30 protein-coding genes and 1 tRNA gene are annotated in these 24,882 nt (G+C 30.9%); 10 read left to right on the top strand and 21 right to left on the bottom strand.

The features are described from left to right. The first annotated feature begins 78 nt into the window (after positions 1-78). Positions 79-801, top strand: a complete 723-nt coding sequence (locus AC6EI2_RS01915) for a TerC family protein (RefSeq protein WP_498462742.1) — start codon at positions 79-81, stop codon at positions 799-801. Here AC6EI2_RS01915 and fmt read toward each other — a convergent pair. The 9 genes from fmt to AC6EI2_RS01870 all read right to left on the bottom strand — a co-directional run bounded on the left by fmt (position 798) and on the right by AC6EI2_RS01870 (position 9,502). After that, positions 798-1,808: a methionyl-tRNA formyltransferase gene (gene fmt / locus AC6EI2_RS01910; RefSeq protein ID WP_498462741.1), complete on the bottom strand. Its 1,011-nt coding sequence runs from the start codon at positions 1,806-1,808 to the stop codon at positions 798-800. The two genes, AC6EI2_RS01915 and fmt, sit on opposite strands and share 4 nt — an antisense overlap. Continuing rightward, a complete protein-coding gene (locus tag AC6EI2_RS01905) occupies positions 1,805-3,193 on the bottom strand; it encodes a TldD/PmbA family protein (protein ID WP_498462740.1) in 1,389 nt (462 codons plus the stop codon). The genes fmt and AC6EI2_RS01905 overlap by 4 nt, the downstream gene beginning before the upstream one ends. Further along, entirely contained in the window at positions 3,194-4,603 is a 1,410-nt protein-coding gene (locus AC6EI2_RS01900) for a TldD/PmbA family protein (protein ID WP_498463448.1), read from the bottom strand. Between the two features lie 166 nt (positions 4,604-4,769). Continuing rightward, positions 4,770-5,249, bottom strand: a complete 480-nt coding sequence (locus AC6EI2_RS01895; protein ID WP_498462739.1) for a DUF2996 domain-containing protein — start codon at positions 5,247-5,249, stop codon at positions 4,770-4,772. Positions 5,250-5,318: 69 nt separating this feature from the next. Beyond that, on the bottom strand, positions 5,319-5,861 hold the full coding sequence (locus AC6EI2_RS01890) for a hypothetical protein (RefSeq protein ID WP_498462738.1): 543 nt from the start codon (positions 5,859-5,861) through the stop codon (positions 5,319-5,321). Further along, positions 5,858-6,466 (bottom strand): flavin prenyltransferase UbiX, encoded by a 609-nt coding sequence (locus AC6EI2_RS01885; RefSeq protein ID WP_498462737.1) that lies wholly within the window; start codon positions 6,464-6,466, stop codon positions 5,858-5,860. The genes AC6EI2_RS01890 and AC6EI2_RS01885 overlap by 4 nt, the downstream gene beginning before the upstream one ends. 5 nt (positions 6,467-6,471) lie before the next feature. Then, a complete protein-coding gene (locus AC6EI2_RS01880; protein ID WP_498462736.1) occupies positions 6,472-8,769 on the bottom strand; it encodes an RNB domain-containing ribonuclease in 2,298 nt (765 codons plus the stop codon). A gap of 80 nt (positions 8,770-8,849) precedes the next feature. Continuing rightward, positions 8,850-9,143 carry a TMEM165/GDT1 family protein gene (locus AC6EI2_RS01875; RefSeq protein WP_498462735.1) on the bottom strand — a complete coding sequence of 98 codons (294 nt, stop codon included), beginning with the start codon at positions 9,141-9,143 and terminating at the stop codon, positions 8,850-8,852. Next, a complete protein-coding gene (locus tag AC6EI2_RS01870) occupies positions 9,140-9,502 on the bottom strand; it encodes a TMEM165/GDT1 family protein (RefSeq protein WP_498462734.1) in 363 nt (120 codons plus the stop codon). The genes AC6EI2_RS01875 and AC6EI2_RS01870 overlap by 4 nt, the downstream gene beginning before the upstream one ends. 306 nt (positions 9,503-9,808) lie before the next feature. Between AC6EI2_RS01870 and psb30 the strand changes: the two genes are divergently transcribed. After that, the gene (gene psb30, locus AC6EI2_RS01865; RefSeq protein WP_071813363.1) at positions 9,809-9,892 is read left to right on the top strand and encodes a photosystem II reaction center protein Ycf12/Psb30; all 84 of its coding nucleotides are present in this window, start codon (positions 9,809-9,811) and stop codon (positions 9,890-9,892) included. A gap of 4 nt (positions 9,893-9,896) precedes the next feature. Here the strand turns inward: psb30 and recJ are convergent, their stop codons facing one another. Then, positions 9,897-11,786 carry a single-stranded-DNA-specific exonuclease RecJ gene (gene recJ, locus AC6EI2_RS01860; RefSeq protein ID WP_498462733.1) on the bottom strand — a complete coding sequence of 630 codons (1,890 nt, stop codon included), beginning with the start codon at positions 11,784-11,786 and terminating at the stop codon, positions 9,897-9,899. A gap of 61 nt (positions 11,787-11,847) precedes the next feature. On the opposite strand from recJ, the gene AC6EI2_RS01855 reads away from it, so the two are divergent. Next, a complete protein-coding gene (locus AC6EI2_RS01855) occupies positions 11,848-12,609 on the top strand; it encodes an HAD-IA family hydrolase (protein ID WP_498462732.1) in 762 nt (253 codons plus the stop codon). Continuing rightward, complete coding sequence (locus AC6EI2_RS01850; protein WP_498462731.1) at positions 12,596-12,925, top strand: DUF565 domain-containing protein; 330 nt, start codon at positions 12,596-12,598, stop codon at positions 12,923-12,925. The genes AC6EI2_RS01855 and AC6EI2_RS01850 overlap by 14 nt, the downstream gene beginning before the upstream one ends. 5 nt (positions 12,926-12,930) lie before the next feature. On the opposite strand, the gene rpmF is transcribed toward AC6EI2_RS01850, so the two are convergent. Continuing rightward, a complete protein-coding gene (gene rpmF, locus AC6EI2_RS01845) occupies positions 12,931-13,110 on the bottom strand; it encodes a 50S ribosomal protein L32 (protein WP_498462730.1) in 180 nt (59 codons plus the stop codon). Between the two features lie 171 nt (positions 13,111-13,281). Between rpmF and ftsH the strand changes: the two genes are divergently transcribed. Next, positions 13,282-15,018 carry an ATP-dependent zinc metalloprotease FtsH gene (gene ftsH, locus AC6EI2_RS01840; RefSeq protein WP_498462729.1) on the top strand — a complete coding sequence of 579 codons (1,737 nt, stop codon included), beginning with the start codon at positions 13,282-13,284 and terminating at the stop codon, positions 15,016-15,018. A gap of 10 nt (positions 15,019-15,028) precedes the next feature. Here the strand turns inward: ftsH and AC6EI2_RS01835 are convergent, their stop codons facing one another. Continuing rightward, on the bottom strand, positions 15,029-15,625 hold the full coding sequence (locus tag AC6EI2_RS01835; protein WP_498462728.1) for a peroxiredoxin: 597 nt from the start codon (positions 15,623-15,625) through the stop codon (positions 15,029-15,031). 123 nt (positions 15,626-15,748) lie between these two features. Between AC6EI2_RS01835 and AC6EI2_RS01830 the strand changes: the two genes are divergently transcribed. Beyond that, complete coding sequence (locus tag AC6EI2_RS01830; protein ID WP_498462727.1) at positions 15,749-16,162, top strand: hypothetical protein; 414 nt, start codon at positions 15,749-15,751, stop codon at positions 16,160-16,162. Between the two features lie 119 nt (positions 16,163-16,281). Here AC6EI2_RS01830 and AC6EI2_RS01825 read toward each other — a convergent pair. The 4 genes from AC6EI2_RS01825 to AC6EI2_RS01810 form a co-directional block, all read right to left on the bottom strand. Next, positions 16,282-16,355: transfer RNA gene (locus tag AC6EI2_RS01825), tRNA-Met, on the bottom strand. Between the two features lie 680 nt (positions 16,356-17,035). Beyond that, the gene (locus tag AC6EI2_RS01820) at positions 17,036-17,578 is read right to left on the bottom strand and encodes a pyridoxamine 5'-phosphate oxidase family protein (protein WP_498462726.1); all 543 of its coding nucleotides are present in this window, start codon (positions 17,576-17,578) and stop codon (positions 17,036-17,038) included. A gap of 133 nt (positions 17,579-17,711) precedes the next feature. Continuing rightward, a complete protein-coding gene (locus tag AC6EI2_RS01815) occupies positions 17,712-17,852 on the bottom strand; it encodes a hypothetical protein (protein WP_498462725.1) in 141 nt (46 codons plus the stop codon). A gap of 15 nt (positions 17,853-17,867) precedes the next feature. Beyond that, positions 17,868-18,074, bottom strand: a complete 207-nt coding sequence (locus AC6EI2_RS01810; RefSeq protein ID WP_498462724.1) for a hypothetical protein — start codon at positions 18,072-18,074, stop codon at positions 17,868-17,870. A 136-nt stretch (positions 18,075-18,210) separates the two neighbouring features. Between AC6EI2_RS01810 and AC6EI2_RS01805 the strand changes: the two genes are divergently transcribed. Both AC6EI2_RS01805 and AC6EI2_RS01800 read left to right on the top strand, forming a co-directional pair. Then, the gene (locus AC6EI2_RS01805; RefSeq protein ID WP_498462723.1) at positions 18,211-18,366 is read left to right on the top strand and encodes a hypothetical protein; all 156 of its coding nucleotides are present in this window, start codon (positions 18,211-18,213) and stop codon (positions 18,364-18,366) included. Between the two features lie 504 nt (positions 18,367-18,870). Further along, a complete protein-coding gene (locus AC6EI2_RS01800; RefSeq protein WP_498462722.1) occupies positions 18,871-19,005 on the top strand; it encodes a hypothetical protein in 135 nt (44 codons plus the stop codon). 1,221 nt (positions 19,006-20,226) lie between these two features. Here the strand turns inward: AC6EI2_RS01800 and AC6EI2_RS01795 are convergent. Continuing rightward, positions 20,227-20,406, bottom strand: a complete 180-nt coding sequence (locus AC6EI2_RS01795; protein ID WP_498462721.1) for a hypothetical protein — start codon at positions 20,404-20,406, stop codon at positions 20,227-20,229. A gap of 249 nt (positions 20,407-20,655) precedes the next feature. Here AC6EI2_RS01795 and AC6EI2_RS01790 point away from each other — a divergent pair, with 249 nt between their 5' ends. Next, a complete protein-coding gene (locus tag AC6EI2_RS01790; protein ID WP_498462720.1) occupies positions 20,656-20,832 on the top strand; it encodes an RNA-binding protein in 177 nt (58 codons plus the stop codon). A gap of 7 nt (positions 20,833-20,839) precedes the next feature. Here the strand turns inward: AC6EI2_RS01790 and AC6EI2_RS01785 are convergent, their stop codons facing one another. Together AC6EI2_RS01785 and AC6EI2_RS01780 are read right to left on the bottom strand one after the other, a co-directional pair. Beyond that, positions 20,840-21,340 carry a tRNA (cytidine(34)-2'-O)-methyltransferase gene (locus tag AC6EI2_RS01785; protein WP_498462719.1) on the bottom strand — a complete coding sequence of 167 codons (501 nt, stop codon included), beginning with the start codon at positions 21,338-21,340 and terminating at the stop codon, positions 20,840-20,842. Then, positions 21,337-21,894: a bifunctional adenosylcobinamide kinase/adenosylcobinamide-phosphate guanylyltransferase gene (locus AC6EI2_RS01780; protein WP_498462718.1), complete on the bottom strand. Its 558-nt coding sequence runs from the start codon at positions 21,892-21,894 to the stop codon at positions 21,337-21,339. The genes AC6EI2_RS01785 and AC6EI2_RS01780 overlap by 4 nt, the downstream gene beginning before the upstream one ends. A 133-nt stretch (positions 21,895-22,027) precedes the next feature. On the opposite strand from AC6EI2_RS01780, the gene AC6EI2_RS01775 reads away from it, so the two are divergent. Then, complete coding sequence (locus AC6EI2_RS01775; protein ID WP_498462717.1) at positions 22,028-22,645, top strand: cofactor assembly of complex C subunit B; 618 nt, start codon at positions 22,028-22,030, stop codon at positions 22,643-22,645. On the opposite strand, the gene lptC is transcribed toward AC6EI2_RS01775, so the two are convergent. Together lptC and metG are read right to left on the bottom strand one after the other, a co-directional pair. Then, a complete protein-coding gene (gene lptC, locus AC6EI2_RS01770) occupies positions 22,631-23,290 on the bottom strand; it encodes an LPS export ABC transporter periplasmic protein LptC (protein WP_498462716.1) in 660 nt (219 codons plus the stop codon). The two genes, AC6EI2_RS01775 and lptC, sit on opposite strands and share 15 nt — an antisense overlap. Next, entirely contained in the window at positions 23,290-24,840 is a 1,551-nt protein-coding gene (metG, locus tag AC6EI2_RS01765) for a methionine--tRNA ligase (RefSeq protein WP_498462715.1), read from the bottom strand. The genes lptC and metG overlap by 1 nt, the downstream gene beginning before the upstream one ends. Positions 24,841-24,882 lie beyond the last annotated feature (42 nt).

Raw genomic sequence — 24,882 nt, 5'->3', positions numbered from 1 at the left:
TGAAATAGCACTAATTAGAAACATTAGAGTTAACATATACGAAACAGATAGTGCTAATAGCTCTTATTTTGTAATTTGATGGATTCAGCATCTCTTAGATCATTAACTCCCATACTTGATGGTATTGATAGATGGGTTGAACTAGCACCCCTTTTGCCAATTATAATTTCATTAGAGCTTGTGCTTTCTGCTGATAATGCTGTGGCTCTAGCCTCCATAACTAAGAATTTAAATAATATTGAACTTCAAAGAAAAGCATTGAATATCGGTATATTTATTGCTTTATTATTAAGAATAATTGTAATCCTAACTGCACAATTCTTTTTAAATTTTTGGCCAGTCAAGTTAATAGGTGGTATATATTTAATATCACTATCATTTTCGAAATTTATTAGTATAAATAACAATACCTCAATTAGTAGTGAAATGGATAACTATCCCAAATCTGTAAGTTCATTATTTAGGGTTATACTTTTATTAGCTGCTACAGATTTGGCATTTTCAATAGACAGTATTACGGCAGCAGTAGCAATAAGCGATCAATTTCTTTTGGTTATTACTGGAGCAATTATTGGAGTTGTAGCACTACGATTTACTTCAGGATTGTTCATAAAGTGGCTAGAAATATATATTAATTTAGAAAAAGCTGGTTATATTGCAGTTGGCATTATAGGGTTAAAGTTAATTATTCAGTTGATTTTATACAAATTAGTCATACCTGAATATTTATTCTTTTTAGTGATGTTATGCCTTTTTCTTTGGGGTTTTTCAAATAAAGAAATTAAAATCGATAATGTTTAGTTTCCTAATATAATTTTTACTCTTAGGTCAGCCTGAATTGATAAAGTATAGCTATCTGTAGCCCTCTTCCCTTCAAGCTGAGCATAAGTTACTTGGATTGCATAATCACTAGACATTATCTTTAGTCCTTTTTGTTTGTTTATCATAATAATTTCTCCTGGTATATTATTTTCCATAGATTCATTATCTGTATTGTTAGAATCGCATTTTTCTTCATTATGAAAAACATTGTTTGCTCTTAATATTTTTATTCTTTTACCATTGTGAAGTGTATAGGCGTTAGGATATAAACCATTTATTTTCTTTATGATTGTTCTAGCTTTTTGATCCCAATCAATTAAGTAATCATCTTTTTCGATTTGTCTTGCATAAGTAGGATTTAGATTTAATTGTGATTGATCAATAGCGTTTAATTGCTCTAGGATTTCTGATTTGTTTAAACAATTTAATAGATTTATCCTTCTTAGAAATTTTACTAATAACTGTGATGAAATTTCGGATAGTTTATTAGTAAGTATTTCAAGATTATCTAATTCATCTATAACCGTGGCCTGTTGTTCAACAATCGGTCCTGTATCTAAGCCCTCTTCCATTAGCATAATACATATACCTGTCTTTTTATCATCATTTAGAATACTCCACTGAATTGGAGCTGCACCTCTCCACAAAGGTAATAAGGAGGCGTGACTATTCCAACAACCAAGTTTAGGAATATCTAAAATTTCTTTTGGAAGAATCTGACCAAAAGCTACAACAATATAAATATCTGCTTTCAAATCTAAGAGAATGTTTCTTATATTCTGATCTTTTCTTATGGATGGTGTTGAAAGGACACGTATACCTAAATCTATTGCTGTTTGTTTTACTGGAGACGGTATTAATTTTTTTCCGCGTCCACGCTTTCTATCTGGTTGTGTAACTACAGCAGTTACTTCGTATCCAGCTTTTACTATATTTATTAAATTTTCGGCAGCATATTTAGGTGTTCCCCAAAAAACTATCTTCACGCTTCGCCGGTTATTGACATGTTTTCAACCCAAACATGCGGGCTGATCCCTTGATGGGTAACGATCTGTTCAGTTTCAATTTTTACAATGCTCTTTAAAACTTTTAAGATATCACCTGCAATAGTTGCAGCTTCAATGGATGTCTTCTTACCATCTTTGACAATCCAACCATCAAATGGCAATGAGAATGAACCCTGACTAGCTTTTACTCCAGAATGTATCGCCGATAATTCATCAATTAATACATACTCTTTGAGTGTATTTTTAACACTTAGACTTTCATCTTTATCAATTGAATATTGACTATTGCTTACAACTAGCCAATCTGGAGAAACCGATACCTTAGCTCCTAATCCCGCATGACCTGTTGGTTTAACACCAAATTTTCTCGCTGTTGCTTCTGAATGAAGTAAATTAGTTAGTACACCATCAGTTACTAATTTAATGTTTTGTGTGGGAGTTCCTTCGCCATCAAAGCTGAATGCACCTACATTTTCAGGATGAAGGCCCTCGTCGCTTATATTTAAATTAGAAACGGAAATTTTATTACCTATTGAATCTTCAGTCATTAAGCTAAGTCCATCAATAATTGATCTTGCATTGAACATTGAACTAAATGCACTGATTAATTGAAGAAAGGCATCAGGAGTGAAACAAATCAGATACTTATTTGTCAATATAGGTTTATATTTCAAATGACTAATTAACTTTTCTGATGTTTCAGTAATACAAGAATCTATATCAAGTTCTTCTAAATTAGAATTAATCCTAATACCACCCGCACTTCTTGGCTTTTTGTTTTCCTCCTCGGCCTTTGCATATAAATATATAGAAGACTGTGTTAGTTTCATATGCCTACTAGCACCCTCACTATTGATATATATTCTTTCCATATAGGTTTCATTTAATCCATTATATGGAACAGAATTTATTGATTTATGAGTATCGATTAATTGTTTTTCTGCATTTTTAAGGATATTAAGTAAGTGGTCGATAGAATGAGAACTCGATACTTTTTGTTCAATTTCATTTAATTCTGTTTTTGATAATGGAGAGAATTCAGGAGATTCTTTTTCGTTACCGAAAAGGCTAGCTTCAATGGCACCTTTCATGGCTTTTTTTATGCCTTCACTCGTCAAGTCAGAAGTGCTTGTAATACCAACCTGATTATTTTTATTCCATACTCTCAAAGTGATTGAGTTTCGTTGAGAGCCTTTCAGCTGTTTTGCATTACCTTGCTGAACTTGCACAGAAATATCTCTACTTAAAGATGCTCCCAAATCCCATTTATCAATTCCTGAGTGTTGAATATATTCTTTTAAAATATTATTTAGTAGTTGAGGGTCTAATTCAGACCTTGGTTGATTAGTTAATGATTCAGTCATTTAACGCCCTCCAACTGTTATTGAATCAACTTTTATATGAGGTTGGCCCACAGTAACGTTGACACTTCCGCTTACAGATCCGCAAAAACCTGCTGCAAGATCAAGATCATTAGCGCACATTGAAATTCTTGGAAGTATCTCTTTTGCCTCACCAATTAAAGTGGCACCCTTAACAGGTTGGTCAAGCTTTCCATCCTTTATTAAATAACCTTCCTCAACTGAGAAGTTGAATTGACCAGTGGGGCCAACACTACCTCCTCCCATAGACTTACAGTAAAGTCCATTATCAACACTTTTAATTAGTTCTTCAGGAGAATAAATGCCTTCTTTAATGTATGTATTTCTCATACGACTTGCAGCAGCAAACGAAAAATTTTGTCTCCGGCCACTACCAGTTCTAGGATGACCAGTCCTCAGAGAACCAGCTCTATCAGAAAGGAATTGTTTTAATATTCCGTTTTCAATTAGTAATGTATTTTGAGGTTCCATGCCTTCATCATCCATAGATATTGAACCAAACGCATGATTTGAAAGTCCTTCGTCTACTGCACTTACTGCCTCGTGAGCAATTAGTTTGTTTATTGAGTTATGAAAAGGGGATGTCCCTCTCTCAAGCTGAGTCGTTTCAAGAAGGTGACCACAAGCTTCATGGAATATGACACCGCCAAATTTATTTGCAAGAACAACAGGCATTTGACCTGCTTCAACATATCCAGCATAGAGCATTTTCTGAGCACTCTCGTTTAATTCATTGGCACTTTGATCGATATTCCAATTTCTTAGATCATCAGGGTTACCTGAGCTTCCATACCTTCTGGCAGAAGTCGATCTATTTTTATCTTGTTGAGCAATTACGTTCATACCTACGTTTTGATGAAGCCGAATATCCCTGGCAAAAACACCATCAGAGGCAGCAACGAGAACTTCTTGCCAATTTCTTGTATAACTAGCTCTTCTTACATTTAGATTTTTATTTTTATGAGAAAGGATTTTAGTAGCATCCAACAGTTTACAAGTTGATTCCTTGAGCCCTGGTGAATGAGTTAACCAATCATTCTTTTTTGCCCCAAAATCCTTAAAATCTGCTAAGCCATCAAAACTACGGTTAGTTACTGATCCAGAGACTAGGCCTAGCATCCCTAAAGCTTGATTTAAAGCAAATAGAAGACCAGCTTTGGATAAATCATTAGTACTAACAAAACCGTCTTTTTTTCCTAGAAAGACCCTAATACCAGCTCCAATTCCAAATGATGGGCTTACATTAGAAATCTCATCTTGTTCAGCTAGAAGCGAAAGATTGTCTGATTTTTCAAGAAATACTTCTACTAGGTCAGCTCCAGCTGATTTTCCTAGAGTTAATAAATCTTCAATTTGTGGTTTTAATGTTGAGTCAAATGTATGAAATAACAAATTTGCATCTTCCTTAGTTAGTAATGAGTTAGTCAATTTTTTTTTTTCTTATTATGGCATTTGATTGGCTTAACTGTGTATTTGAAGATTACATAGAAATATTTTTTTTATTTATTGATCGAACCTATAAAATAAATTAAGAATAAATGATATTAACAATCAAAGATTAGTTCGCTCCAATCCATTTTTGACCATTTAATCTTTGAAGTACTCTAGAAATTAATAATGGTAAAGTAGTCTTCTTTTCATCAATCAGAAAGGATTCTACAACGCTTGGATCTGAATTTGATTCTGCTAATAATATAGTCTTATCTGAAGTTAATATTTCTTTATTAAAACAAAGCCAGAATCTTCTTTGTTCCGATATTTCACAAAAAACCATCCAACAATTACCTCCAACGACTGGTCGACTACCTTGTATTAGTTTTATATCTCTCACTGATACACCTTTATTTTCAATTGATGACTTTAAACCAGGTATTAAATGATTGTTTATAAACTCATCAAAAGGTTTATCCTCAAGTTTAGGAGGTTTGACGGGTTTTTTCGAAATTGGTGATACTTCTACATTTGATGAAGATGCTGATACCCCATTAGTTACTTCTTTTTTGGATTCAATTTTTTCGACTTGTTTGTTGTTTTCCATATGAATTATGTTAGCAAAATTTAAAGACGATTGTAGAGTTATTATTGTTTAAAAATATTTGTTTTTTAACTACCAGCTTGAAAATGAATTATCATTCCAGTCAGAAAAGTTTTTAGTATCTGGATTAAAAGATTCAACTTCCTCATCCCGATCAAAGTTTGACTCTTCATAGTCATTACCAGTATCATATTTAGCTCGATTATCTTTATCAACAGCATCATATCTTCTAATTTTACCAATCACTCTGAATTGTGCATTTACTGTAGGTGACGGATCATTCACATCTCTTTCAATTAAGGTTTTTTCATCAGAGTTTCTTAAATATGAATCACTATACTGACTTCTATCATCATGAGAATGATTATACTTATACCCTAATGATTTATTCTCAAAAGATTTATTGATATTTGCTAGACTAGTTGTTAATAAATATGAGATTATAAATCCAATTCCTGTCGATACTGCAAGATAGGTCCCTAAAGAGTATGACGGAGTATTCCAAATAAGTATTCTTAATTTTGTATTTTCTTTCTGATTACTATTATATAAGAAAAATATTAATACTAAGGTTGATATAAATGGTATAGTTTTGGTTAATAACTTTAATTTCATTTATTTGGACCATTCCATCTTTTTACATAATTTAAGTCCTCTCCAAGGGAATCAAACAATCTAACCACAATAAAATCTATTAAATCATCAATAGTTTGTGGATTTGTGTACCATGCTGGAATTGGTGGCACAATTAATGCACCTGCAGTGGCTAAACGTTTTATATTTTCAATATGAATTAAATTTAATGGAGATTCTCTTGGACAAATAATCAAAGGTCTGTTTTCCTTTAAATGAACATCGGCACATCTCTCAATTAAATCTAATGAAAAACCAGAAGCAATTCTACCCAATGTTCCCATTGAACATGGAACGATTACCATCCCCTTTGTTTTGTGGCTTCCGCTTGCAATTGATGCTGAATGATCATTCCATCTATAACATCTCAACTTGCCTGATTTAACTCTAAATAGATTTCTCCAATAATCAGATTGAGCTTTGGGTTCAACTGGGATATTAATATTACGTTCACTTTTGGCAACTTCATAAGCGCCTTTACTGAGTATTAAATCTACAGAGCGATTATTTTCTAACAATAATTGAATTGAGCGCTCCCCTATTTGCATAGCAGAAGCTCCTGTGATTGCAATTACAATACTATTCATTAATTTTAATTTTCAGAGTCAGAATCAACACTGTTTTCATTTTTATTAATTGACTCGAAATCTTTGGCATTAACAAGCTCTAAGTCAATTTGATTTTTAAGTATATCTACTTTTAAAACCCTGATATTTACTTTTTGGCCAAGTTGATATGTCTTTTTGCTCTTCCTTCCGATTAAAAGGTTTTGTCTTGATCTATATTCATACCAATCGTCACCAAGAGTACTAACGTGAACTAAACCTTCTGCTGTTAAATCTTCTATTTCAGCAAAAAAACCATAACTTTGTACACCAGTTATTATTGCTTCTACTTCTTTGCCGACAATTTTCTGAGCTTCTCTACCTTGGGCAATTGAAATAAGATTATTTCTGAATGTTTTAGATTTTTTTCTGATTTCATTTAAATTATTAATTAAACGTAAATCCGAATAATTATTAATATTTTCATTAATTTTAGATGATAACAGATCCCAATTTAAATCTTTCCAACTATCTTTTTTCCCTAACTCAATGATATCCTTACTTCTACTTGATGCTTTATTCTTACCATCATTTAAAAGTGAAGTTAATATAAATTGATTAAATATATTCCAATAATTTAAGGTTGGGCAACACCAAGGCGATTCAATATTAATTGTGTTTATCTCAGAATTTAAGCCACTTGTTTCAATATGAGAATTAGGTTTATAAAGCTTTAAATGAATTCCAGGAATTATATGTTTAAGAAGCTTATGAAGTATCTTCTTGTCAGGACTAGGTTCGAAGGATTTTATCAATTCAGATGTTGTAACTGAACCATCAATATTAACGTTTATATTATTATCTAAAGCTAGTGCAGATTTGGTAAGTTCGTTAATAGAGGATGAATCTATTTCCTCATGCTCTTTATAGATAAATGGTAATTTATATCCTAATAGATGTTTCGCCAAAATATTATTAGAGAGCCTAATATATATATCAATAATTGATTGGGGGTCAACGCAATTATATGTTCTAGACCATCCGTGAAAGTCTCTTCCAGGAAATGCTTTATGTAATTCATTTAGTCTTTCTAAATGAGGAATTTCTTCGTCTAGTTTGATGGATAATTTGTTATTTGAATTAATTTGTTTTGATGTATGTAAAATTGTATAGATAACCTCTAGATTATCTTTAATGTTTTTAATTGCAATTGGAATTGACTTGGATGTCGCTTTTCTATTAACAATAGTTTTTAGGTGTTTTGTCGTAATAATTTTTATTGGCTTAATAATACTGGCACTAAATTTCCAATCAATTACATGCCCATCACAATTAAGATCAACCATTAACGAAATAGCTTCATTTACCTCATTAGGTTTGAATCTTGATGCTGATCTTAAAGACTCGTTTAGAAAATCAAGCCAATTATTTCCTAAACAAATAATTTCCCCTTTATCTTTGAGAAATTGATCAAGTTTTCCACCTAAATTAATCCTTTCAGAAACTGTAGGAGAATGAATCCAAATTCTATTACCCCCATCATTTGGCTGCGCAAATATAGCTGGTAATGATGGTGAGTTCTCAGATTCCCAACTTTCAAATAATAATGAAGGTTGATTAGTTAGGTCTTCTCTTCCTTTTATGGAAATTTTCTTAGGAGCAACTTTTGGTGGACTTACTTTTCTAGATATGCTGTGTTTTGAAAGTAATAATTCTATGTCACCTTCTACACCGGCATTTATAGGTAATTCTCTAATTATTGATCCTTTTGCATTAAATTGAGCAATAGGATATTTGATTATATTTATTTCATAAATATAATCTTTACTTGGCTCCCTTATCTCTTTTTTATTTTCTAACTCAATAATAACTGGTATCCTATCGTCCAAAGGGAATGCCCTTAAGCTCCCAGAAGATTTATCTAATTCTATCTTTGCAAGCAAAGTATCATTATATCTATTTAATATACATTGGATAGATCCTTCAGGCGCTCTTCTTTTTACACCTTGTTTTGTAATTGATACAATAACAGAATCACCATGCCAGGCATTATTCAAGTTAGCTTCTCTGATGTAAATATCTTCACCTTGATCTTCTCTAACAACAAAACAATAGCCCTTACTGCTACAGCGGACTCTCCCTTTTATCAAGCCAATATCACTATTAACCGTTAGTTTATCATCGTTAATAAATTGAACAATACCGAGCTTTGAAAGAGCCTTGATTGCTATGTGTAATTTATCTCTATCAAGTTTCTTGGTAAGCTTTAAAGACTTTTCTAGCTTAGATACTTCTAATCCACCTTCTCTATCAAGACTTTCTAATATTTGTAAAACTGATGTCATAATAAGATGGCTAATTAATAAATTTAAATTTATTTAAGTCTTTAAAATAAAAGACTTGCTTATTGAAAAGAATTGGTTTACTAGCTATCACAAGTATACTCTTTTTTGCTTTTTGCTAGAAGCTTAAAACCTATAATTAAGAATACTATTCCAGATAGCAGTTTGAGTATGAATGCAGGAACAAGGTTTGCAATAGAGCCACCTGCCAAGGCTCCTAAAAGAGTAGCCAATATGAGGGCTAATGAGGATCCTATAAATACAGCTAATGGCTTATTAGTCGTACTACTTAAAGTTATTGTTGTTAATTGTGTTTTGTCACCCATCTCAGCTAGAAATACAGTAACAAAAGTTGTAAAAAGAAGCGTAAGAATCATAAAATTTTGTATGAATCGTATTTTTGCATAAAGTCAATAAAACCTTGTGTTACCAGGTATATACCCAAACTTAACATAATTACCCCTGAAAGAACTGTAAACCTTTGCCTGGGAAGCTTATTTGCGATCCATCTGCCTATAAGAACTCCAAGAAGACTAGTTGTGATAAGTGCAAGTGCTGCACCAATGAATATAATTAATGGTCTGCCAGACTGAGCAGATAACATTAATGTGGCAAGTTGTGTTTTATCTGCTAACTCAGCAAGAAATATTGTACTAAAAGTAGTTATTAATATACTTAAAAAGGTAGTTGAATCATTTGTGTCGGTCTTTTCGAGTTGAGAATTTGAATTACCCATTACTTTCTATTAAGTGATGTTATCTTTTTTTATGCTTATCATTAATTCTATATTAGATAGATACTGAAAATGATCAAGCTATTAATAAACTCAGTATGATTAATTTTTTTTTCAGGGTCATATATTACTTTACTAAATTTATGAAAAAATCACGATCAATGTTTTTAGTGCCTCTGATTATTGTAGTCGGGGAAGATTCTCAAAATCAGAAAAATACAACCTAATATGAGTTAAGATCAATATTTTTTAATTATTGTGAAGCAAAGTCTGGTTGTTTAGTAAAATATCCACAGTTTTTAAACCATCATGGGAAACCTCTTGCCACTAGTTGCAGTTTTTCTTGCAGGACCAGCAATCATCGCATTGATCTTCTATAGAAGAGGTGTATAAATCCCTAGGAAGCTTTGCCAAGTGCAATTTCAGCAAAAGCAAGAATCTTTTTTGCAAACGATAACTGATTTTTATTAATATTTGTAGAGTTCATAGAAAAGTCTGAACTGATGCATTCTCCTTTGGTATTAGTTATTAAGACTTCGCTATTATCGTTTAATTGACATTTATAAATTCTTTTATGTATTTTTAATTCTATAATTTTACTGTGAGTTTTTATATCAATAATATTTAATTGTAAATTGCTTCTTTGTTTCCATTTGTTTAACTCAATATAAAAAGCAACATCTATTAATTCATTTTTTTTTAGTTTAGTAGTTTCTTTCCATTTTATTGCATTAATTGAACTAGTGCCATCATTTAATGTCATCTTTATATGTCCACCATTAAGTAGCGAGATATTTGTAATTTTACATTTCCTGGTCCAAAAAATTGGGGTTGGATTCATGATTCCAAAGGGGCCCATCAATAATAACTGTCTATAAAAATCATGGTTTATATCAACAAAACGAATGTAAGCGTCAGGCTTTATAGCCTTATTTAAATCAATATTTTTAAATTCATTTTTTGCTATATTGTCGAGTCTAGCCATCAATTTAGCTATATTTTCTTCTTTTATTGAAAATCCTGCGGCTTCAGAATGTCCACCATGAGCTATTAGAAGATCACTACATTCTTCTAATGCTAGATTTACTTTTAATCGGGAATTAGATCTTATAGATCCTCTATATTTTCCATCACTTGCTAACGCGAGTATTGCAGTAGGTAAATTAAACTTGTCAACAATTCGAGCCGCAACGATTCCAATAATACCTGGGTGCCATTCTCTTTTAGTGAGTACAAGAAACTTGGCACCATTAAAATATTGAGTCTTTGCAATTTCAAGCGCCTCTTCTTCTATTAGGGCAGTAAGTCTTTTTCTTTCTTTATTAATATTAAAACACTTATTAGCAATTCTATCTATAGATACTTTAGATTTATTTGTAAGAAGATCTATTATTATCTTTGGGTCATCAATTCTACCAACGGAATTAATTAATGGGGCAATCTTATAACCTATATCTTCTGATGTTATGTCGTTTTGATTAATTGATAGTTTTTTTATAATAGATTTGACTGCTTTATTATTTGTGCTAGATATTTTGGGCAAAAAATCTTTAAGCCATTTTCTATTTGCTCCTTTGAGGGGAGCCATATCAGCAACAGTTCCAATACTAAAAAGAACATTTGCGGTTGTGTTATTGATATCATAATTTAGCTTATTACATATATTTTTACCTAATAGGTATGCAATTCCAACACCAGCAAGATATTTATAGGGAGAGTCATTAGGAGTATTTTCTGGGTGAATTAATGAGTGAATATCTAATTTTTTATCAGGAATTCTATGATGATCTGTAATAATTAAATCAATACCAAGTTCTTTAGCCTTTTTGATTGCATCAAAGGCTGAAATACCGTTATCAACTGTAATAATTAATTTTATTTGTTTACTATTAATATCAGAGATCATATTCACGTTTAAACCATAACCTTCTTCCTGCCTTGAAGGTATATATGGGGTTACCTTAGCGCCATGTAGAGATAATAATTCAACTAACAGGACAGTACTTGTAAGACCATCAGCATCATAGTCTCCGCATATAGCGATTTTATCGTTACTAGCACATGCATCAATTATTCTGTCTGTTGCTTTTTTTAATTCATTGAAGTGAACTTCTGGATTAGGAAGTTCTTTAGGTGTTATGTAGTCATCCAATTCCTTATTTAAATCAAAACCTCGTCTAATTAATACTTTCTGCAAAATGTAGTTTAAAGAGCAATTATCTTTTCCTTTTTCTTTTACTGGTTTTGGTAATATCCATGTTTTAACTTGATTATGGTCAGTTTTCAAAAGCTTAACCTAGTTTGATTCTTTGCTAGTAAGAATTATATTTGTATTATGCACAAATAACATGCAAGAGTTAAAAGCTGTCTTTTGGGATGTAGATGGAACAATCGCCGATACTGAGTTGTGTGGGCATAGAGTTGCATTTAATTTAGCCTTTAAAGATTATGAGTTGGATTGGAACTGGACCGAGAAAGAATATTTGGAACTTCTAAGAATATCAGGTGGTCTAAACAGAATAATCCACTATCGAAACAAAATACACAGCAAATTGACTGATAGCCAATGTTCAAAAATCCAATCAAGAAAGCGCATACATTACGAGAAATTAATTCGATCAGGAGAGATTAAAGTAAGAGAAGGCGTAATAAGACTAATTAATGAATTAGCCAACTTTAATGTAGGGCAATACATTGTTACGACCAGCGGTAGACATTCCTTGGAACCTTTTTTAGAGGCTTCGATGAGTTCACAATTAAAATTTTTTTCCGGAATAATTACTTATGAAGATGTAAGTAAACACAAACCCTTTCCAGATGCATATAATTTAGCAGTTCAATTAAGCAAGAAATCTAAGTTAAATTGCCTAGCTATAGAAGATTCTACAATTGGTGTTAAGGCTGCCAAGGCAGCAAATCTTAGTTGCCTATTGACACTGCCACCTTGGACAAGCTCAATACAGAATATATCTAATAAAGCTAATGCTTGTGTTAATAGCCTTGGAAATATAAAAAATCCTTCTAAATTAATTTACGGTGAACCTTTAATTAGTAATAATGTAGATTATGAATATTTGACCGCTATTATTAATAAAAATGCAGAAAACTAAATTTAGGAAACTGATTAATTTTATTTTTAGATTTATTAATCCTCTAATATCTGATTCTTGGAGTAAAAGAAGTGTTTTTCTTCTATCTTTACTATTTGGTTTTTATTTTACTAACAGTATACTTTCTTATTTATTAGATAAATCTGTCAATACAATATTGCTTGCAATTCTTATATTAATAGTTATGGAGTTTTTTATAAGATCATCACTATTGTCAAAATATGATAAGTTATCTCTGATAATAATCTCAATTAATAATTTCAGAATTGGCTCAACCTATGCTCTTCTTCTTGAAGCCTTTAAACTTGGTTCTTAATTAAATTATTCAGAATCCTCCTCTGATGACTCATCCATAGGATAAACAAAGCCTTGTGCTCTTCCAGTAAGAACTGATTTCCCTATAGATAAAGCCTTTTCTGCAGCCACAGCAGCTTTGCCTTTCCAGGTTGCATGCCTTTGGTTTCTCTTTCCTTTAGAGGTTTTTTTCTTGGGTACCGCCATTTCAACTCAAGATTAACAATTTAATATCTTATAACGTCAAGCACCAATTTAACAAAATACCTTTAAACAAAAACCAACGACTTGTCTTTTTTTCTTTAAAGGCTCTGGTTAGTTTAGAATGTGACTATAGTTATATATAAATACTTTTGAATCTATAAATTTAATAAACAAATGAATAATAGTTATAGTAAATTATTAAAAGATATTGAAAGTGGTGAGATAGTATCTATTATTCTAATCCCAAATAGAAGAGAAGTTATAGTTGAATTTAGAAATTCAGAAAAGAGGGTAATTCCAATATTTTACAATGATCAGAAAATTCTCCGACTATCTGAGGAATATAGTGTTCCACTTACGGTAAAAGATATTAGATCAGAACAGCGCTTAGCTAGTTTTATTACTGGTCTTGGTCTTACATTTATATTTATTTTATCGCTTTCATTTCTAATTAAAAGATCCTCCAAGTTATTAAATAACATGCAGAGTTTTTCTCGCCGATCTTCTCAGGTTAAAGAAGATGATATTAGAAAGATCACTTTTGATGAAGTAGCTGGGTTAAATGAAGAATCTGATGAGTTAAGAGAAATAGTAACATTTTTAAAGAATCCACATAAACTAATTGACCTTGGCGCAAAAGCTCCCAAAGGAGTCTTGTTAGTTGGACCACCCGGTACTGGTAAAACTTTATTAGCTCGCGCAATAGCAGGAGAAGCAAATGTTCCATTCTTCTCCATTTCTGCATCAGAATTTGTTGAAATGTTTGTTGGTGTTGGAGCTGGAAGAGTCAGAGATCTTTTTAATAGTGCAAAATCAAAATCCCCATGCATAATTTTTATTGATGAAATTGACTCAATTGGTCGTCAGAGAGGAGCTGGAATCGGAGGGGGGAATGATGAAAGAGAACAAACACTTAACCAATTATTAACAGAGTTGGATGGTTTCAAAACTAATAATGGAGTTATTGTCATTGCAGCCACAAATAGGCCTGATATTCTTGATCAAGCCCTAACAAGGCCTGGAAGATTTGACCGTCGTATCGACATTTCACTACCTGATAGAAAAGCTAGGCATAAAATCTTGTCTGTTCATGCAAGAACAAAACCTCTATGTGATTCTGTTAATCTCATGGAATGGGCAAATAGGACTCCTGGTTTTTCAGGAGCTGACCTACAAAATCTTTTAAATGAGGCTGCAATATATGCCGCCAGATATAATAAATTAAAAATAAGTTCTATTGATATAGAAAAAGCTTTAGAAAAGGCACGTTTCGGCATTATAGCAAAACCACTTTCAAATAGTGCGAAGAAAAGACAGATTGCATATCAAATTATTGGTAAAACATTAGTAGCTTTATTAATTCCATCTCAGGATAAATTAGAAAAAATATCATTATTTAAGTCTTTTGGCGATATGTATGGAATGACTTATTTCACACCCGATGAAGAGACTATTGATAGTGGACTTCTAACACGACGTTACATTTATAACAAGATTGTAATTTTACTTGGATCGAGAGCTGCCGAAATTGTTGTTTTTGGATCTAAAGAAGTTACACAAGGTTCGCAAAGGGATCTAGAGAATGTTTATTATTGGGCTAACCAAATGGTTACAAGATTTGGTTTCTCAGACCTTGGTCCAATTGCTTATGATTCTGAAAAAGATTCAATATTTCTTGGAAAAGATATTATGAAAAATATAAAAGAATATTCTCAACATACAAGTAAAGCTATTGACAGGCAAATAATATCTATATCCAAAAAAGCTCTGGATCATGCTATTAATCTGTTATCAGATAAAGTCACTTTAATGGATACACTAGTTGATGAACTAATAATTAATGAAACACTTCAATCTGATTATGTTATTAACTCACTCAACTCCTATCTATCTGCAAATAACCAATTATAAAAAATTTATTTTAGAGAGCAGAAAAGTATTCTTTGCTTCCTTTAGGGTCTTCTTTCATAGTCTTGTCACCAGGCGTCCAACCGGCAGGACAAACTTCGTCTGGATGAGATTCAACATATTGGTATGCTTGTAAAATTCTCAGAGTTTCATCAATATTTCTACCAACAGGTGCTTTGTTAATGGTTGAGTGCATGATGACTCCCTTTGGGTTAATTATGAATAAACCCCTGTCAGCCTCTCCATCCTCATTTAATACGTTATATGATTGGGAAATTTCACGCTTTAAATCGGATACTAGAGGATAGTTAATATCGCCAATTCCTCCCTCATTTCTGGGTGTTTGAATCCAAGCAAGGTGAGAAAATTTACTATCAACTGATACACCTAAAACTTCTGTGTTTTTACTGCTGAAATCACTATATCTGTCGCTAAAAGCTGTAATTTCAGTGGGACAGACGAAAGTAAAATCTAAAGGGTAGAAAAATAAAACCACATACTTTCCTCTGTACTGAGAAAGAGTAATGTCCTTAAATTCTTGGTCAAGAACTGCAGTAGCAGCAAAATCTGGTGCTTGCATACCTACCCTTAGGCACTCATTTGTCGTCATGGAACTTGTTGCGTATTTTGATTGGTTTGGAGGGTAGAGAACTTCCCCTTTTCCTCTTTATAATTTATCATGTTAAGACCAAAGAAACTTTGTCACTCTAACTAAAGGAGAATATTTATAAAAATGAATGAACCAGTAAGTTGGGATCCATCCCTTGTTAAAAAATTCAGCTCTTCAAATCATTTTAAGTTATTAAATCAATTAAGAAGTGAAGTTAAAAAGTATCCCTTAAATAATAAAAAGAATTTAAAAGCAGATCAAACTAGGACGAGTATTCAAGATCTCAAAAACAAAACAAATGTTGAGCACCCCAAAAATACAACAATAGCCAACTACTCAAAAAAAAACACCGATAACAACCCCAACAACTCTAATGTTAGTTTTAATAATTCAAAGAATTTTTCTATATATAACCAAAACAATTATAATTCAATGATCCGACAAAGCGATAGTTTCTCAAGTGATAAATCAAATTCAGATGACGGATCTTCATCAATATCCTTCAAAGAACGTCTTAATCAGATAGACATGAAATAGTAACTATTTTTTAATAACTAATAGTAAAACCAATCTTAATAATACAACTAGAAATAAAAATGCTAAACAATGAATCAATCATCATCATTGTTAAATATTTCTTTAATCTAATAATGAAATGTCAGTGGAGAGACTTGAACTCTCGACCTCAGCGTTATGAATGCTGTGCTCTAACCGGCTGAGCTACACTGACTGGGGGATACGCCCATAACAAATATGAGAGTTACCATAGCTTATACAAGAAAAGAATTCCTTGAACCACAGTAATCAAATCCGAAATGATAAGGTAACATGCAATATAATAATTCAGGATGGTCATCTAAGGAAGAAATCTTTAGATCAAAATTTTTTTGAGGTCTATGAATAAAGAAAAACTATTGAAGCTGACGATATTGAATTTATTGATAATCATTTAACCCTTATGCTATTGCCAAGGAGAGTTGATTAAAAAGAAATAACAGAACATATTATAACTACAAAAAATTTATATATAAATTAGTTATATATAAATAAGCAATATCATAAAAGATTAAATTAGGAAAAATAGCTCATATTACTTCTTAGTTTGTAATGCCAAGAGACAAGATATATAAAAAATTTACTCTATGATTACTGTGGAAAGCTAAGAAAAAACATTTTTAGAATGAAAATACAAACCTGAATTGTTTAAGAATACTTTATACAATCAACTAGAAAAATTAATTTATATAGTATTAAAAGCCGAAACTTCATTTCTATTATTACAATACTTTTTTTTTGTTTTTAATGATCTATTACTGTTGCAATTACTAATGAAAATTGCTATGTGTATATTGAGGGTGATCGGAATATAAAGAAGCTTCCCCAACAGCAAGCTTCGTCATCCTCAACTATTTATGGGTTTATACGCTCCTCTATCCAATCGTTTTTTCTTATCCATCTTCTCCTTACATGAACAGGGTTACGAAGAAGCAATTGATCAACTTGGATTATTTCGATTTTCAAAATAGAAAAATTATTTGATATTTCTTGCTTTGCATTAGATGATATCTCATTTAATTGGCCAAAGACAAATTTATCCCCAGGACTTGGCCAGTTCCACATTCGCTTCGATTTATCATTTAGTTGATCCCAATGAATCAGATTTTCACTGCTCAATTCAATTGTTGATTTTCCTCGAAACCTAAATTGGCATTTTGATTTAAAAAACAGCCAACATATTTCAACGTTATTATTCAATGCTAATTCATCAAATTTCTGACTTCTATTGTCACTATATATAAGCATTTCTAAGGATTTAGTCCACCCTCTAAATACTACTGTTCTAACTCTTGGTGTGTTATCTGTTCCTATTGTGGCTAATTGAATCCAATTTGAGGAGCCAGATGTTGATTCTTTCCTCTTAGCAGAGCTAAGCAGTGATAACCATGGAGTCATAACAGAGACGTTAGACACTATAGATAAATAATATAAAAATTATATGTTCAGGTTAAATTTTTAATTGATCCTTCTTAGTTGCATTAAATAATAATAGAAAAGTCTTAATTATTTATTTTTTATAAATTATTTATTATGATTCTTCATCTTCATTTCCAACCCTAACTTCCACACCAACAAAAGTTGCAAATAAAACTATGAATAAACCAATAATTGATTTCCACAAAACAGTATGACTTACTGGATCAGGAGATTGAAAGAAATCTGGAATCATATCTTAATAATACAACTATTTCTCTTCTTCCCAATCCTCTTCTGCTTTATCGAGAAAATCTTCAACAGTATTATCAAATGTTTCAGCTACAGACCTTAACATTTTTGAAATAGTTACATCTGGACAAGCTAGATCTTTTTGGATAGCTTCAGCTAAGTCTTTGATATCTTCCCATGCGTCAACAAGAATTTGAGAATCTTCTGGTTTCCAATCATCTGTCATAAATCAACTTCCCATCAAATAACGACTATAAAATATCTCATCACCTATAAATTATTAGCTTTATAAAAGCTTGTAAATGTCTTGGTTTCTACATATAAATCCAAGGACCAAGCTCAACTGTTAGCTTCTGAGCCATATGAAAAACAAATCAAGTCAAACTCATAAGCTTCGTTCACATGATAAGGCACCATTTACTAGTACTGCTCAAGTACTACAAGCGTTAGCTCAACTAGAGGCTAACCTCTCTAGAGAAGAAAATCAAAAGGTCACAGAAAAATCTCAAGAAAGATAGTTTCCCTTGTGTCAAGAAGTTTCAAACTTATAATTCTTATTTACGAATTTTGAAAAACACCTATAAATAAAATAGACATTAGATTTTTATCATGCTATTGCCTAAGCCAGTAAGACCAGTTGATTCTGAAAAGAAAGGAAAAGACAGTTAGACTTTATTGAAACTGTTTAATTGATTTTTTTAATTAAAGAACATAGGTATGAAAACATCCCTGTGTTCTTTTTTTATGCACAAATAAATATTATTACTATAACTTATATATTATTTGATAAGGAAATCCGTGGATATATTAATTTACACATATCAATCAATCGTTATAGTCAACTATTGAATAATCAACAGATCATGATTCTTACTATTGACATCTAGAAAATCTCTGGCAAATTTGTTTTTGTATTCTTCCTATTAGTTCATTAGTTACTAATCTAATGCTTATTAGGAAAAATTCATATTGTCACTTTGTCTATGAAAACAGCATCGATAGAACTTCAAAAACTTAGAACCATGGCTGAGAACTCATTGAATAGAACAGCTGAACTTCAACAGGTTTTAGCCCAAATAGAAGCGAACCTCTCATTGGCTGAATGCCAAAAAGTTAAAGAAAAGACTAATCAAACTTCAAACATCAATAAATTATGAATTCAATATGGCAAAAACAAAATTTATATGTTTAAAAAATCAGTTCAAACCAATAAAGAAAAAAAATATCAGTGTTTATTAGCAGGACCTAACTCTTCGCTTAATCTATTATGTGAAAATATTACAGCTATTGATGTAAACACTAATTATGACTAGGAATAGAGATTTGGAGTACATTAAATTATTATATATTACAGATTAGTAAATAAACAAAAGAAAGAGACTAAACAAAAATCAAGAAAACCTTGAAATTTAAATAAATTAAGTTAATTTAATAGTAACCACTTTAATACTTCTATTCCAAATAGTTAACAATACAACTATTTATCTAAATTCTAGATTATTCCTTAAAGTTCTACAATAATGACTTGCAACTGTCAGCACTGCGTCGAAATTAAAAAACAGATTATTAGAGCAGAAAAAAGGCAAGAAATATTATTTAAAGAAAAGAGATCTAAAATAAATATTAGGTAGATAATTATTCTCTATATGGAAATACTGGTATGGATATTCTTATTTGTTTTTTATCATCTATCTTTATTTTCTCTTGATTAAGCTGAATATCAGTTTTCTTAATAGATTTATTTTTTTGTTCTTCTATTGTTTCAAGATTTATAAAAAAGAAATACAATACAATTAACAATAAATAGGGTATAAGATTTTTAATTTTTTTTAGTATCAAACCTATTAGCATCATATTTTAATCAATTTTACATATACTATAATTCATTATTAAAATCTATGCACAGTTTTATTTAGCTTCCATACAAAATTGATAAATGGTTTAGGTAATAAGATATAAATTTATTTATTCTTAGAAACTAAATTTAATAAATATTAATGTCTATTAAATTGTGATTGATTTAAAAGAAACAAATTATAATTGCCGATAATAATATCAAAAAAAAATTGTGTCAAAAATATAGTCATTAAATCTCCCTTTTTCTATGTAATAAGTCACGATAGAACTAAAAGTAGTTATGTTAATTATACTTTCATATTTGATATGTTTTCATTGGCAACAGCACTCTTTTTCCCAAATTATGGAAATGACTGTGTGACTTGGGATCTTGTACTTTTCATTTTATTTTTTCGCAATATTCAATCCTTTTGTAATTATAGTTAATGCAGGAAGATTCAGATAGAGAGAATCTAGATAGAATTGAGGATTAGAATACTAGATTTCCAGATTTGCATCCCAAGACCTAGTTCATAACCAAATTATTTAATTTTATTGACAAATAAAACGTCATAATTTTTATTATCGCTTTCAATCGCATCTATCCATTCTTTAAACTCACTTGCTAGAGCTTTCTTATTTTTACCTTCCAGAAGAGAAAGCCTTTTAATTGCTGAATTAAGAGTCACCTCACAGCAACCAATCAAGCTTGCTTTAGACATTTGAGTAGCTTTTACTATTCTTCTATTGTAATAATTTGACTATAAAAGGTTAATTAGTAAATCCCGTAATAAATTAAAATTTATCCTCAATTCAAAATTCACAACTATTGATTTTATTTGAGGCTTTGTAATTTAATTCATGTAATTTATATAATTATTACTATGATTTGGCAATGTGTATTAAATGCAACGGAACAATGCATTTGTATCATTTAAAATGTAAGTAAATAAATTTGATCTCTGCCTTCAATGCAATCTGGAGCTTTACAAGCAGTTGAGGTAATGCTTAACGGATCACTTAAGCGTCTTAATAGTTTAAAAGGTAAGAGTAGGGAGGCACTTTATGATGAATTTAAAGAATGGTTGGAGTTAGACGATAATAATGTAATTAATGATGGGGTCTTATATTGTAACTATCTTGGATAAAACAAAACTATTTACTTAGTAAATCTAATTGCAAACAAGCTGAATAACAAACTATCCCACAAGCAACAGATAAATTCAAACTCCTAACTCCACCAGCTTTTAATTTATTCTCACCGCCAGGCATAGGTATACCCGCAACTATTTCACACATGTTCATGACGTTATCTGGTAAACCTGTGTCCTCTCTTCCAAATAAAAATATATCTGTTTCTTTATAAATAATATTTGAGATTGAGTTGCCACTTTTTTTAGTTAGAGCAATAATTCTTGAGTTTTTAAAAGAATTTTTATAATCTTCAAATGATTCATATAAATGTACATCGACATAAGACCAGTAATCTAAACCAGCTCTTTTTAAATATTTATCTTCAAAGCTAAAGCCAGTTGGCTTAATAATATCTAACGACATATCGAAGGCTAAGCATGATCTGCCAATTGTGCCTGTGTTCTGTGGAATTCTTGGTTCAAATAACGCGACTCTTGGGCGAGAACTATTTAATGAATTCATGGTATTTGATCACCAAATTTATCTAAGTTAATAGCTGTGCCATTGACAGCAAGCCACCTTTGTTTTGAGTGGCGACTTATCAATGAGGTTAGGTTGCTCTGTCGTTCACGAAATAAATGACCTATTGGTGTAGCGGGTACAATTCCCCAGCCAACTTCCTCTGAAACAACAACAATACATAAATTATCTTCTGAAAGGCAGTGAACAAATTTAATTTGAAAATCATCCCATTGATCGTCATCTTTTATCAGGTGATGTTCAACTAAGCCACCTAATGAGTCAATTAATATGGACTGATTTCCTTTAATCGATTCAATTGCATTGCTGATGTCTTTTGGATGCTCAATTAGCGTCCAGCTATTAGGTCTTCTCTTCCTGTGTATGCCGATTCTTTTTTGCCAATCTGAATCATTTGGTCTTGGTTTTGATGTAGCTATGTAAGTGACTTGATCTTGCTCCGAAACTAAGAATTCAGCTAATTTACTTTTTCCACTTCTTGTAGGTCCTGTAATTGATATGAGTCCTTTATAATTTTTGGCTATTGGTTTGATCATATTCTGAGCTATTGGATAAATCTATAAATAGTGTATTTTAATATATTATATCTATATTGATTAGAGAATAAAGGTAGGCATTGATATGTATAATAAAGATTCAATATATTTATTTAAAATATTTAATAGATAAATGTATAAAGTTTCAAGCTTAGTTATTATATTTGGATCTTTTTTACTAATTTTATCAATTGTAAATATTGGCACTGCTAATCAAGTTAATCCGTCACTAGTAAGAGCAGAGACAATATCTGGGATTGCATCAATAGCGTTAATAACAATAGGTTATCTATGGACTGAAATTAAACCAAAACAGCCCTCTAAGGTTAGCTTGGATGGAAAAGAGGGTTTTGAACTTTGTACTAAATTAACTGACGATCAAAGAAATGAACTGGCGTGGGGAAGTCAGCAAATACTTACTGCAACGGCAGCTAGTACAATATTAATATATTGGGACAATAAAGTAATACTTAGAAGAGGCTTAATATCTGAAAAAATATTTGAACCTGGAGAAATATGTAAAAGATCAACCGATCAAAAAAGATTAATCTCACTAGTTAATACTGAATTATTTCCAGGTAGAGATGAGTTTGATGGCGTTCTAAATAATTTACCTGCAGTGATTGTTTATCCTCTTGAAAAAAGAGGCCTTACAATAGTTGGGGGGTGGTCAAAAAGATCATTTACCAATTCTGATGAAAAATGGATATCAGGATGGTCAGATAAGTTATATGTATTACTGAGTAAGTAAGAAGTTAATAGTTGTTTCTACCTGTTTCTCATTAGATGTAAATACTAAAGTATTCTCTTTTTTAAACCATTTTACAAAATCAGAAATAGTTTTGACCTGATACTCCTCTTCACCTTTTGAATTATATATGTATCTATTGAATTCACTATTATCTATTTTAAGTAGGCTTGATTCAATATTATAAATTCCATTAGATGCATTTATTCTAGTATTATCTAAATTAATATAAACTGGATCATTTATATTAATAATAGATGTATTTAAATCCCATTCAAAGGAATTAGTATTTATGTAGTAATCATGATTGTCAAGAAATGATATGTTTACACTATTAAAAACTCTAATAGTATTAGTTAAATTATTTAATGTTGAATTGCCAGAATTAACTCTAAAGTTTTGACCATTATTATTAAGTAATTCAATTGAGCTGTCAAATATATCTATATCATTATTTGATGGATCAATTAAGGCTTTAGGACTAGTGATTCTTAAGCTTAATTGATTATTAGGATTCTCCTGAAGTAATACAAAATCTTTAATGTAGCTTTTATTATCTAACTGAGTAGAAGATTTATTTGATTTTTGGCAACCAAGCAGAGGTAAAGTAGTAATTATTAGCAGAAAATAAATCGTTAAATATTTCACTATACAGAATTCTCATTAAATTCAATTTTATCCATTACAGGACATGGATCTTGTAGTCCATTATGAGGATCTAACAAACCCCATTGTAATGATTTTTCAAAATTTATAGTAGTAGAATCAATATTTAATTGATTTAATATTCTAATACTTAAATTGGGTACAAAAGGATTAAGCAAAATTCCAATAATTCGGCAAGATTCAAGTACAGAATATATATCAAGAGCAACAGTATCTATATTTGTTAGATCTTTAATTAGCTTCCATGGTGCACGATTATTTAAGTAAAGATTGGCGCTATTTGAAAGTTCAATAATAGCATTTGCTGCATTTTTAAAATTGTTATCTTTAAATGATTGCATATATTCATTTATTTTTATCTCTGACTGTACTTTAAGAGGAGATTCAGGTAAAAAAGAATTATCTATAGGAATTTCATCATTAAACCATTTTTTAGACATTGTAATTGTTCTGTTTAACAAATTGCCAATGGTATTACTCAAATCACTATTAACAATATCCACAAATCTTCTCATTTGAAAATCACCATCTTCACCAAATTCAATATCTCTTAAAAGATACCATCTCATCGCATCTATGCCCCCATATTCCAAGAGTTCAACCGGATCGAGAACGTTACCTAATGATTTACCCATTTTTTGGCCTTCGCGTGTTAAAAACCCATGACCAAAAACACTTAAAGGTGGCTTCATACCAGCAGAAAGTAGCATTGCTGGCCAATAAACAGCATGAAATCTGAGTATATCCTTTCCAATTACATGTATATTTGCAGGCCAGTTACATAAAGAATCCTCGGTGAGTTCAGGAGAATTTTGATCGCAAAGAGATCCACTAATATAACCTAATAAGGCATCGAACCATACATAAAATGTGTGATCATTTTTTCCAGGAACATTTATACCCCATTTTAAGTTTACTCTAGAAATTGAGAAATCTCTTAACCCTTTTGAGACAAAATTGATAATTTCATTTTTTCTACTTTTAGGAGAAATAAAACCATCAATTTGAATTAATTTTTCAATTTGTTCTTGATATTTTGATAATTTAAAAAATAAGTTTTCTTCATCTCTCCATTCTAATTCCTTTTTATGAATAGAACACATTGGGCTTTTATCATCCTCATCTACATCTTTATATTCCTCACATCCAACACAATACCAGCCATTTTGTCTACCCATATAAACATCATCAGATTTCAAAACTTTTGAATAAAATTGATAAACTAATGATGAATGGTTTTCAGAAGTTGTTCTAACAAATCGATCATAACTAATATTTAATTTATCCCATAAAAATTTATACTTTTCTGTGATTTCATCACAATGTAGTTGAGGTTGAAGGTTTTTACTTTTTGCGGTACGCTCTATTTTTTGACCATGTTCGTCAACGCCAGTAAGGAAAATTACTGTATTTCCACTTAGTCTTTGAAATCGAGCTATTGCATCACAAGCAATTGTTGTATATGAACTACCTAGATGAGGCTTGTCATTAACATAATATAGTGGTGTTGTAATTGTGTATTTCATTTTCATAATATATTCTAATTATTATATTGGATTTTTAAAACTCTTGCA

It is taken from the genome of Prochlorococcus sp. MIT2302 (assembly GCF_059772385.1).
Note: the sequence above shows the minus strand (reverse complement) of the source record. Positions and strands in the feature narration are given on the sequence as shown.

Excerpts from the sequence above, each read along its gene's own strand:
- AC6EI2_RS01915 (WP_498462742.1), top strand. The coding sequence starts at position 79 with ATGGATTCAGCATCTCTTAGATCATTAACTCCCATACTTGATGGTATT.
- AC6EI2_RS01905 (WP_498462740.1), bottom strand. The coding sequence starts at position 3,193 with ATGACTGAATCATTAACTAATCAACCAAGGTCTGAATTAGACCCTCAA.
- AC6EI2_RS01895 (WP_498462739.1), bottom strand. The coding sequence starts at position 5,249 with ATGGAAAACAACAAACAAGTCGAAAAAATTGAATCCAAAAAAGAAGTA.
- AC6EI2_RS01890 (WP_498462738.1), bottom strand. The coding sequence starts at position 5,861 with ATGAAATTAAAGTTATTAACCAAAACTATACCATTTATATCAACCTTA.
- AC6EI2_RS01885 (WP_498462737.1), bottom strand. The coding sequence starts at position 6,466 with ATGAATAGTATTGTAATTGCAATCACAGGAGCTTCTGCTATGCAAATA.
- AC6EI2_RS01880 (WP_498462736.1), bottom strand. The coding sequence starts at position 8,769 with ATGACATCAGTTTTACAAATATTAGAAAGTCTTGATAGAGAAGGTGGA.
- AC6EI2_RS01875 (WP_498462735.1), bottom strand. The coding sequence starts at position 9,143 with ATGATTCTTACGCTTCTTTTTACAACTTTTGTTACTGTATTTCTAGCT.
- AC6EI2_RS01870 (WP_498462734.1), bottom strand. The coding sequence starts at position 9,502 with ATGGGTAATTCAAATTCTCAACTCGAAAAGACCGACACAAATGATTCA.
- psb30 (WP_071813363.1), top strand. The coding sequence starts at position 9,809 with ATGGGAAACCTCTTGCCACTAGTTGCAGTTTTTCTTGCAGGACCAGCA.
- AC6EI2_RS01855 (WP_498462732.1), top strand. The coding sequence starts at position 11,848 with ATGCAAGAGTTAAAAGCTGTCTTTTGGGATGTAGATGGAACAATCGCC.
- AC6EI2_RS01850 (WP_498462731.1), top strand. The coding sequence starts at position 12,596 with ATGCAGAAAACTAAATTTAGGAAACTGATTAATTTTATTTTTAGATTT.
- rpmF (WP_498462730.1), bottom strand. The coding sequence starts at position 13,110 with ATGGCGGTACCCAAGAAAAAAACCTCTAAAGGAAAGAGAAACCAAAGG.
- ftsH (WP_498462729.1), top strand. The coding sequence starts at position 13,282 with ATGAATAATAGTTATAGTAAATTATTAAAAGATATTGAAAGTGGTGAG.
- AC6EI2_RS01835 (WP_498462728.1), bottom strand. The coding sequence starts at position 15,625 with ATGACGACAAATGAGTGCCTAAGGGTAGGTATGCAAGCACCAGATTTT.
- AC6EI2_RS01830 (WP_498462727.1), top strand. The coding sequence starts at position 15,749 with ATGAATGAACCAGTAAGTTGGGATCCATCCCTTGTTAAAAAATTCAGC.
- AC6EI2_RS01820 (WP_498462726.1), bottom strand. The coding sequence starts at position 17,578 with ATGACTCCATGGTTATCACTGCTTAGCTCTGCTAAGAGGAAAGAATCA.
- AC6EI2_RS01815 (WP_498462725.1), bottom strand. The coding sequence starts at position 17,852 with ATGATTCCAGATTTCTTTCAATCTCCTGATCCAGTAAGTCATACTGTT.
- AC6EI2_RS01810 (WP_498462724.1), bottom strand. The coding sequence starts at position 18,074 with ATGACAGATGATTGGAAACCAGAAGATTCTCAAATTCTTGTTGACGCA.
- AC6EI2_RS01805 (WP_498462723.1), top strand. The coding sequence starts at position 18,211 with ATGAAAAACAAATCAAGTCAAACTCATAAGCTTCGTTCACATGATAAG.
- AC6EI2_RS01800 (WP_498462722.1), top strand. The coding sequence starts at position 18,871 with ATGGCTGAGAACTCATTGAATAGAACAGCTGAACTTCAACAGGTTTTA.
- AC6EI2_RS01795 (WP_498462721.1), bottom strand. The coding sequence starts at position 20,406 with ATGTCTAAAGCAAGCTTGATTGGTTGCTGTGAGGTGACTCTTAATTCA.
- AC6EI2_RS01790 (WP_498462720.1), top strand. The coding sequence starts at position 20,656 with ATGCAATCTGGAGCTTTACAAGCAGTTGAGGTAATGCTTAACGGATCA.
- AC6EI2_RS01785 (WP_498462719.1), bottom strand. The coding sequence starts at position 21,340 with ATGAATTCATTAAATAGTTCTCGCCCAAGAGTCGCGTTATTTGAACCA.
- AC6EI2_RS01780 (WP_498462718.1), bottom strand. The coding sequence starts at position 21,894 with ATGATCAAACCAATAGCCAAAAATTATAAAGGACTCATATCAATTACA.
- AC6EI2_RS01775 (WP_498462717.1), top strand. The coding sequence starts at position 22,028 with ATGTATAAAGTTTCAAGCTTAGTTATTATATTTGGATCTTTTTTACTA.
- metG (WP_498462715.1), bottom strand. The coding sequence starts at position 24,840 with ATGAAAATGAAATACACAATTACAACACCACTATATTATGTTAATGAC.